This window comes from Chryseobacterium pennipullorum (assembly GCF_003384725.1).
Taxonomy (GTDB): Bacteria; Bacteroidota; Bacteroidia; order Flavobacteriales; family Weeksellaceae; genus Chryseobacterium; species Chryseobacterium pennipullorum.
The window spans coordinates 57,116-66,656 of record NZ_QNVV01000024.1 but is presented as its reverse complement, the minus strand read 5'-3'; the positions used below and the strand labels follow the sequence as shown (position 1 = coordinate 66,656).

Annotated in this window: 3 protein-coding genes and 1 pseudogene; all 4 read left to right on the top strand. The window is 40.1% G+C overall.

The genetic code is table 11. The annotated features are described in order from the left end of the window. A pseudogene (locus DRF67_RS21665) lies at window positions 1–268 on the top strand (hypothetical protein); the annotation flags it as partial. A 28-nt stretch (window positions 269–296) separates the two neighbouring features. After that, a complete protein-coding gene (locus tag DRF67_RS19625; RefSeq protein WP_115930001.1) occupies window positions 297–830 on the top strand; it encodes a hypothetical protein in 534 nt (177 codons plus the stop codon). Between the two features lie 415 nt (window positions 831–1,245). Continuing rightward, window positions 1,246–5,067: a DNA-directed RNA polymerase subunit beta gene (gene rpoB / locus DRF67_RS19620; RefSeq protein ID WP_115930000.1), complete on the top strand. Its 3,822-nt coding sequence runs from the start codon at window positions 1,246–1,248 to the stop codon at window positions 5,065–5,067. A gap of 122 nt (window positions 5,068–5,189) precedes the next feature. Then, window positions 5,190–9,455, top strand: coding sequence for a DNA-directed RNA polymerase subunit beta' (gene rpoC / locus DRF67_RS19615; protein ID WP_115929999.1), 4,266 nt, complete (start codon window positions 5,190–5,192; stop codon window positions 9,453–9,455). The last annotated feature ends 86 nt before the right edge of the window (window positions 9,456–9,541 follow it).

The following is a 9,541-nucleotide window of genomic DNA, read 5'->3' as shown; positions in this document are numbered from 1 at the left end:
ATATGGAATCACTGCTTTAGGAAGGGCAGGCACCAATACCGGAAACTGGCCGATGGTAAGAAAAGGAGCCTGGACTGCGCTTGAAGCAAAAACCAAAGGGTTTGTCCCTAACAGATTAACCACTGCACAGATCTCAGCAATTCCTGCTGCAAATCTTGTAGAAGGAATGATGGTTTACAATACGAGTTTAGATTGCCTTCAGGTGAATACGACGGGAACACCGGCAGGGTGGGCTTGTTTCAATACCCAAACATGTCCAACCAATTAAACGGTCAATAACTTAAAAGAAATCAAAAATGAAAAATATACTAACGACACTGTGTCTCGTGTTTTTTTGCTTGGCATCTGCACAAGTTGCAATTGGAAAGCAGACTGTAGCCTCACCATCGGTATCGCTGGATTTTGGTGCCGCTAACCGGGGAATGATTTTACCATGGGCCACTTCAGCAGCAGCAGTGACCTCTGTAGCTAACGGAACGATGATCTATGATCTTTCTGACAAAAAAATCAAAGTAAAATATAATGCCGGCTGGAAGGACCTAAGTATAGATGCTTCCGGAACGACAATAGATCCGGTGACCAGTGTAGATGGAGTTACCATCCAAAATTCTGCAACAGAAACCGGCAGCGCGAAAGTAGCCGTAGGTACTCCTACTTCCGTACCTGGAGTATTGGTGCTGGAAGATACCAATAAAGCAATGGTCTTACCCAAAGCATCGAGTCCGCATCTGAATATTATTAATCCTGCTCCGGGAATGATGGTCTATGATACCAATTCTAAGCTGCTTGCGGTTTATAATGGCAAGGTCTGGACATTCTGGAAACAATAAAGGAACATTAAAAATATTTTCACTGACAAACCGCCTCATTATGAGGTGGTTTTATTTGTGAATGTGGATAACTTTTTGTATCTTTGCCCTTCTTTTGGCGCGAAAAATTGTTTATAAATTTATAAAATACTGAAAATCAACTCTTTCATTGTGTAAGCATGAAGGAGATGTGCTGTATATATAGGTTGCGATACGATAGCCTCAAAAGTAATAAAAATATTTTGCATTACGCTGTGAAAAGATATACCAGTGTTGCAGTTAGGAATAAGACTCTAAGAATAAAGAAAAAAGAATAAAGACAATTTCTAATAGCGCCAAACATTTGAAGTCTTTTATCTTTCTCTATCTTCTTTCTTCTACTCCTGATATTTTTTAATGAATCAAAATATTTTTTAACCCCTTTCTTAAAAGTTTTATGAGTAAAACAAAATCAACAACTCAAGGAAATCCGAGAATTAATTTCTCATCAGCGAAAGGAAAAATCATTACTCCGGACTTTTTGGACATCCAAATTGAGTCTTTTAAAGAATTTTTCCAGCTTGATACACTTCCTGAAGCCAGAAAGACTGAAGCTCTTTACAAGACTTTCCAAGAGAATTTCCCGATTACGGATTCTAGAAATCAGTTCGTGTTGGAATTCCTTGACTATCTGGTAGATTCTCCACGTTATTCAATCGATGAGTGTGTGGAAAGAGGATTGACGTATTCAGTTCCTCTAAAAGCAAGACTTAAACTGTATTGTACTGACCCGGAACACGAAGATTTCCAGACTGTGGTTCAGGATGTATATTTAGGTCCGGTTCCTTACATGACGCCAAGTGGATCTTTCATCATCAATGGTGCAGAGAGAGTTATTGTTACGCAGCTTCACCGTTCACCCGGTGTATTCTTCGGGCAGACTTACCACGCAAACGGAACCAAACTTTACTATTCAAGAATTATCCCTTTCAAAGGATCTTGGATGGAATTTACAACCGATATCAACAGCGTTATGTACGCGTATATCGACCGTAAGAAAAAGTTACCATTAACAACTTTATTAAGAGCTATCGGGTACGAATCTGATAAGGACATCCTTCAGATCTTCGACCTTGCTGAAGAAGTGAAAGTTTCTAAAGCTGCCCTTAAAAAAGTAGAAGGGAGAACATTGGCTGCGAGAGTATTGAACACCTGGTTCGAAGACTTCGTAGACGAAGATACAGGTGAGGTAGTTTCTATTGAAAGAAACGAAATCATCTTAGATAGAGAAACGATCCTTGAAAAAGAACATTTAGATCTTATCCTGGATGCCGGTGTGAAATCTATCCTGATTCACAAAGAAAACAGCAATGAATTCTCTATCATCCAGAATACATTACAAAAAGACCCTACGAACTCTGAGAAAGAAGCCGTAGAGTACATTTATCGTCAGTTAAGAAATGCAGATCCACCAGATGAGGAAACGGCAAGAGGAATCATTGAAAAATTATTCTTCTCTGAGCAGAGATACTCTTTAGGTGAAGTAGGACGTTACAGATTGAACAAAAAGTTAAGTCTAAACATTCCAACTACCACTGAAGTTCTTACAAAAGAAGATATCATTGCTATCGTAAGACATTTAATTGAGTTAGTCAACTCAAAAACAGATGTTGATGATATTGACCACTTATCCAACAGAAGAATTAAAACGGTTGGTGAGCAATTGGCAGGACAGTTCGGGGTAGGTCTTTCAAGAATTGCAAGAACAATCAAGGAGAGAATGAACGTTAGAGATAACGAAATCTTTACTCCGCTTGACCTTGTTAACGCTAAGACTTTAACATCCGTAATCAACTCATTCTTCGGTACCAACCAGCTATCTCAGTTCATGGACCAAACCAACCCTCTATCGGAGATCACTCACAAGAGAAGATTATCTGCACTAGGACCTGGTGGTTTATCAAGAGAAAGAGCAGGTTTCGAGGTTCGTGACGTTCACCATACCCACTACGGAAGAATCTGTCCGATTGAAACTCCGGAAGGACCAAACATCGGTTTGATTTCATCTCTAGGTATTTATGCAAAAATCAACAACCTTGGTTTCATCGAAACTCCATATAGAAAAGTAGAAGATGGTAAGATTAATCTTAACGCAGATCCTATTTATCTGAATGCAGAAGACGAAGAAGATAAGGTAATTGCTCAGGCAAACGTTGAATTGAGTGATAGTGGAGATTTCTTAACAGACAGAATTATTGCAAGATTGGATGGTGACTATCCGGTAGTGGAGCCAGCTCAGGTAAACCTTATCGACGTTGCACCCAACCAGATCTCAGGGATTTCCGCTTCATTGATTCCATTCCTGGAGCATGATGATGCGAACCGTGCATTGATGGGATCCAACATGATGCGTCAGGCCGTTCCTCTATTGAAGCCACAGGCTCCAATCGTGGGTACAGGGCTTGAGCAGCAAGTTGCAAGAGATTCAAGAATCTTAATTAACGCTGAAGGTACAGGTACTGTAGAGTACGTAGATGCTGACAGAATCGTTATTAAATATGAAAGAAGCGAAGACGAAGATTTAGTACAATTCGAGTCTGCTACTAAAACATACAAACTTACTAAGTTCAGAAAGACTAACCAGAGTACAACAATTACCCTAAGACCAAACGTAAGAGTAGGTGATGTAGTGGAAAAAGGACAGGTACTTTGCGACGGTTATGCTACTGAAAAAGGAGAATTGGCTCTTGGTAGAAACTTAGTGGTAGCGTTCATGCCTTGGAAAGGATACAACTTCGAGGATGCCATCGTAATCAACGAAAAAGTTGTACGTGAAGACTGGTTTACTTCAATCCACGTGGATGAGTACTCTCTTGAAGTTCGTGATACCAAATTAGGTATGGAAGAACTGACAGCAGATATTCCAAACGTATCTGAAGAAGCTACCAAAGATCTTGACGAGAACGGGATGATCAGAATCGGTGCTGAAGTGAAGCCTGGAGATATCATGATTGGTAAAATTACTCCAAAAGGTGAATCTGACCCGACTCCTGAAGAAAAACTTTTGAGAGCAATCTTTGGTGATAAAGCTGGTGATGTAAAAGATGCATCATTAAAAGCTGACTCTTCATTAAGAGGAGTTGTTATCAACAAGAAATTGTTCTCCAGAAATATTAAAGACAAAAAGAAAAGAACTGAAGAAAAACTTAGACTTGAAGAAATTGAAAACACTTACAAGGCTAAATTTGATGAGCTGAGAAATACTTTAATTGAAAAATTAAATACACTGGTAAGCGGTAAAACTTCTCAAGGGGTACAAAATGACCTTGATGAAGAAATCATCGGTAAAGGGGTGAAGTTCACTCACAAATTATTGACTTCAGTTGAAGATTATGTAAACGTTAGTGGTGCAGACTGGACAGTAGACGCTGACAAGAATGAATTGATCAAACAATTGATTCACAACTACAAAATCAAATATAACGACATCCAAGGAGTTAAAAACCGTGAGAAATTTGCTATTTCAATCGGGGATGAACTTCCTGCAGGGATCATGAAGCTGGCTAAAGTTTACATCGCTAAGAAACGTAAACTGAATGTAGGAGATAAAATGGCAGGACGTCACGGTAACAAAGGTATCGTTTCAAGAATCGTTCGTGAAGAGGACATGCCGTTCCTGGAGGATGGAACACCGGTAGATATCGTATTGAATCCGCTAGGGGTACCTTCCCGTATGAACATCGGTCAGATTTATGAAACCGTTCTTGGATGGGCTGGTCAGAAGCTGGGGATGAAGTTTGCTACGCCGATCTTCGATGGAGCCAGCCTTGATCAGATCACTGAATACACAGACAAAGCAGGTCTTCCTAAATTCGGTCACACTCATCTTTATGATGGTGGTACCGGTGAAAGATTTACTCAGGCTGCAACAGTGGGTATCATTTATATGTTGAAACTGGGACACATGGTTGATGACAAAATGCACGCACGTTCTATCGGTCCATACTCATTGATTACTCAGCAGCCGTTAGGAGGTAAAGCTCAGTTCGGAGGTCAGAGATTCGGAGAGATGGAGGTTTGGGCGCTTGAAGCATTCGGTGCATCCAATATCCTGAGAGAAATCCTGACTGTGAAGTCGGATGACGTGATTGGTAGAGCAAAAACTTATGAAGCTATTGCAAAAGGTGAATCGATGCCTGAACCAGGTATTCCGGAATCATTCAATGTATTGCTTCACGAGTTACAAGGTCTTGGATTAGACGTAAGATTGGAGGAGTAAGAGATCAGACGTCTGACATAAAATGTCAGACAATGACACTCTAACAATTTTATAATCCTTGAATTTGGAATGACGATTTCTTCGGAAATCTGAAATCTGAAATCTAAAATCTAAAAAAAATTATGTCAAATAAAAATAAATCAAGTAGATTTAATAAAATAACCATCGGTTTAGCTTCACCGGAATCCATTCTTCAGGATTCCAGAGGAGAAGTTTTAAAGCCGGAAACTATTAACTACAGAACTCATAAGCCTGAAAGAGACGGGCTATTCTGTGAGAAAATCTTTGGTCCTGTAAAGGATTATGAGTGTGCTTGTGGTAAGTACAAAAGAATCCGTTATAAAGGGATTGTTTGTGACCGTTGTGGTGTAGAAGTTACTGAGAAAAAAGTAAGAAGAGAGAGAATCGGGCACATCAACCTTGTAGTTCCCATTGCACACATCTGGTATTTCCGTTCGTTACCAAACAAAATCGGTTACCTATTAGGAATTCCTTCTAAGAAATTAGACATGATCATTTACTACGAAAGGTATGTAGTGATTCAGCAGGGTATTGCTAAAAAATTGGACGGTTCTGATTTTGATGCTATGGAATTCCTTACAGAAGAAGAGTACCTGGATATCATGGAGACTCTTCCTGTAGAAAACCAGTATCTTGATGATTCTGATCCGAACAAATTCATCGCCAGAATGGGTGCTGAAGCTGTTGAAGATCTTTTAAAAAGAATCGATCTTGATGCCTTGTCTTTCGATTTGAGACACAAAGCTCACAACGAAGGTTCTAAGCAAAGAAGAACTGAAGCTCTGAAGAGATTGAACGTGGTAGAAGCATTAAGAGGTGCTAATACAAGAATGATCAACAGACCGGAGTGGATGATTATGCGTGTACTTCCTGTTATCCCACCAGAACTAAGACCATTGGTTCCATTGGATGGAGGACGTTTTGCAACTTCCGACCTGAATGACCTTTACAGAAGAGTAATTATTAGAAATAACCGTTTAAAGAGATTATTGGAGATCAAAGCTCCTGAAGTAATCTTGAGAAACGAGAAGCGTATGCTTCAGGAATCAGTAGATTCATTATTCGATAACACAAGAAAATCTTCTGCAGTAAAATCTGAATCAAACAGACCATTGAAATCACTTTCTGATTCATTGAAAGGTAAACAAGGTCGTTTCCGTCAGAACTTGCTAGGGAAAAGGGTAGATTACTCTGCACGTTCCGTAATTGTTGTAGGTCCAAACTTACAGCTTCACGAATGTGGTATCCCTAAAGATATGGCAGCTGAATTGTACAAACCGTTTATCATCAGAAAACTAATTGAAAGAGGGATTGTAAAAACAGTAAAATCTGCGAAGAGAATTATTGATAGAAAAGAACCCGTAGTTTATGATATCCTTGAAAACGTGATGAAAGGTCACCCTGTTCTATTGAACAGAGCACCTACGCTTCACAGACTGGGTATTCAGGCTTTCCAACCTAAGATGATCGAAGGTAAGGCAATCCAGCTACACCCGTTAGTAACTACGGCCTTCAATGCCGATTTCGATGGTGACCAGATGGCGGTACACTTGCCGTTAGGACCAGAAGCGATCCTTGAAGCTCAATTGCTAATGCTAGGTTCTCAAAACATCTTGAACCCTGCCAACGGTTCTCCAATTACAGTACCTTCTCAGGACATGGTTCTTGGTCTTTATTTCATGACGAAAGAACTTAGCTCTACAGAAGAGATGAAAGTAAAAGGGGAAGGACTTGCATTCTATTCTCCTGAGGAAGCTGAAATCGCTTACGCAGAAGGTAGAGTTTCATTAAATGCTAAGGTAAGATGTAGACTTCCTATCAAAGAAAACGGAGAAATCGTAACAAGATTGATCGAAACTTCTGTAGGTAGAATTCTATTCAACCAGATTGTACCGAAGCAGGTAGGATACATCAATGAACTTCTTACTAAGAAATCATTGAGAAACGTTATCGGTAAGATCCTTGCTGATACGGATTTCCCTACAACAGTGAAGTTCCTTGATGCCATGAAAGATCTGGGATATTCAAATGCATTCAAAGGAGGTCTATCATTCTCATTAGGAGATATCGTAGTTCCTGTGGAGAAAAAGCAGATGATTGCTACTTCAATTGAAACAGTAGACGAAATTAGAGCCAACTATAACATGGGTCTGATTACCGATACAGAACGTTATAACCAGGTAATCGACGTTTGGACCAATACCAACGCAGGATTAACTGAAATGATCATGAGCAGAATGAAAACCGACCAAGGTGGTTTCAACTCTGTATACATGATGCTTGACTCTGGGGCGAGGGGTTCTAAAGAACAGATCCGTCAGTTGTCAGGGATGAGAGGTTTGATGGCAAAACCGCAAAAAGCCGGTTCTACCGGAGCGGAGATCATCGAAAACCCGATCCTTGCGAACTTTAAGGAAGGTCTTTCGATCCTAGAGTACTTTATCTCTACCCACGGTGCCCGTAAGGGTCTTGCGGATACCGCTCTTAAGACTGCCGATGCTGGTTACCTAACCAGAAGATTGGTAGACGTTGCACAGGATGTTATCGTTACAGAAGACGACTGTGGAACACTAAGAGGAACAGAAGTTACTGCACTGAAGAAAAATGACGAGATCGTTGAAAGAATCTCTGAAAGAATCTTAGGTAGAGTATCTCTACATAATATCTATGATCCTGAAACCGATGAGTTGATTGCTACTGCAGATCAGGTGATTGTTGAAGAATTGGCGAAGAAAATCGAAGAAGCAGGTTTAGAAGCTGTTGAGGTTCGTTCACCATTAACTTGTGAAGCTAAGAAAGGGATCTGTGCGAAATGTTACGGTAGAAACTTAGCAACAGGTAAAGTGATCCACATGGGTGAAGCGGTAGGTGTAATTGCAGCACAATCTATTGGGGAACCAGGTACTCAGCTTACGTTGAGAACCTTCCACCAAGGGGGTACTGCAGGAAACGTATCAGAAAACCCATCTATCGTTGCCAGAAGAGATGGTATCGTGGAAATGGATGAAGTAAGAACGATTACTTCTGAAGATGAAAACGGAAATACTGCTGAAGTAGTAGTTTCCCGTTCAACAGAATTCAGATTAGTTGCTGATAATGAGTCCAGAACTCCATTAATGGTAGCTAACGTACCTTACGGATCTATATTGGCGGTAAAACCAGGTGATAAAGTGAAGAAAGGAGATACTATCTGTAGATGGGATCCTTATAACGCGGTAATTATTGCTGAAACTGCCGGTAAGGTAGAATACGAAGATATTATCCAGGGTATTTCATTCCAGCTTGAAATTGACGAACAGACAGGATTCGAAGAGAAAGTAATCTCTGAATCCAGAAATAAGAAAGCCGTACCTACCTTGAAGGTGGTAGATTCTAAAGGAGTTGAGCAGAAAGCATACAACTTACCGGTAGGAGCCCACTTAATGGTTAACGATGGTGAAAAGATCAAGGCTGGTAAAGTCTTAATCAAGATCCCAAGAAAATCTGCAAAAGCAGGGGATATCACCGGAGGTCTTCCGAGAGTTACCGAATTATTCGAAGCAAGAAACCCTTCAAACCCAGCTGTTGTTACTGAAATCGACGGGGTAGTTTCTTACGGAAAAATTAAGAGAGGTAACCGAGAATTGATCGTAGAAGCTAAAACTGGAGAAAGAAAAATTTATTTAGTTAAATTATCTAACCAGATCTTAGTACAGGAGAATGACTTCGTAAGAGCTGGTTCTCCACTTTCTGACGGTTCTATTACACCGGAAGATATTCTAAGAATTAAAGGCCCAACTGCCGTTCAGGAATACTTAGTTAACGAGATTCAGGAAGTTTACCGTCTTCAGGGGGTAAAAATCGACGACAAGCACTTCGAAATCATCGTAAGACAGATGATGACAAAAGTATCGATCGTAGATGGAGGTGATACTCAGTTCCTTGAAGGAGCTCTTGAGCACAAATATGACTTCCTTGAAGAAAACAACAGAGTATTCGGTCTGAAGGTAGTGGTTGATGCTGGTGATTCTAAAGAATTCAGCCCAGGTCAGATGATTACTGCAAGAGAACTGAGAGATGAGAACTCTAAGCTAAGACGTGAAGATCAAAATCTGGTAGAAGTAAGAGAAGCTCTTCCTGCTACAGCAACTCCAGTATTACAAGGTATTACAAGAGCTGCCCTTCAAACGAAATCGTTCATGTCTGCAGCATCATTCCAGGAAACAACTAAAGTTCTTAACGAAGCGGCGGTTGCTGGTAAAGTAGATGCTCTTGGAGGACTTAAAGAAAACGTAATTGTAGGTCACAGAATCCCTGCAGGTACGGGTCTTAAAGAATACCAGAATGTTATTGTAGGCTCTAAGAAAGAATTCGAAGACCTTAACTAAAATTAATGATTTGAAATTTGGGGTTTGGAATTATTTTTATATTTTCACAATCTCAAATTTCGAATTTTAAAAACATAATTTATAAC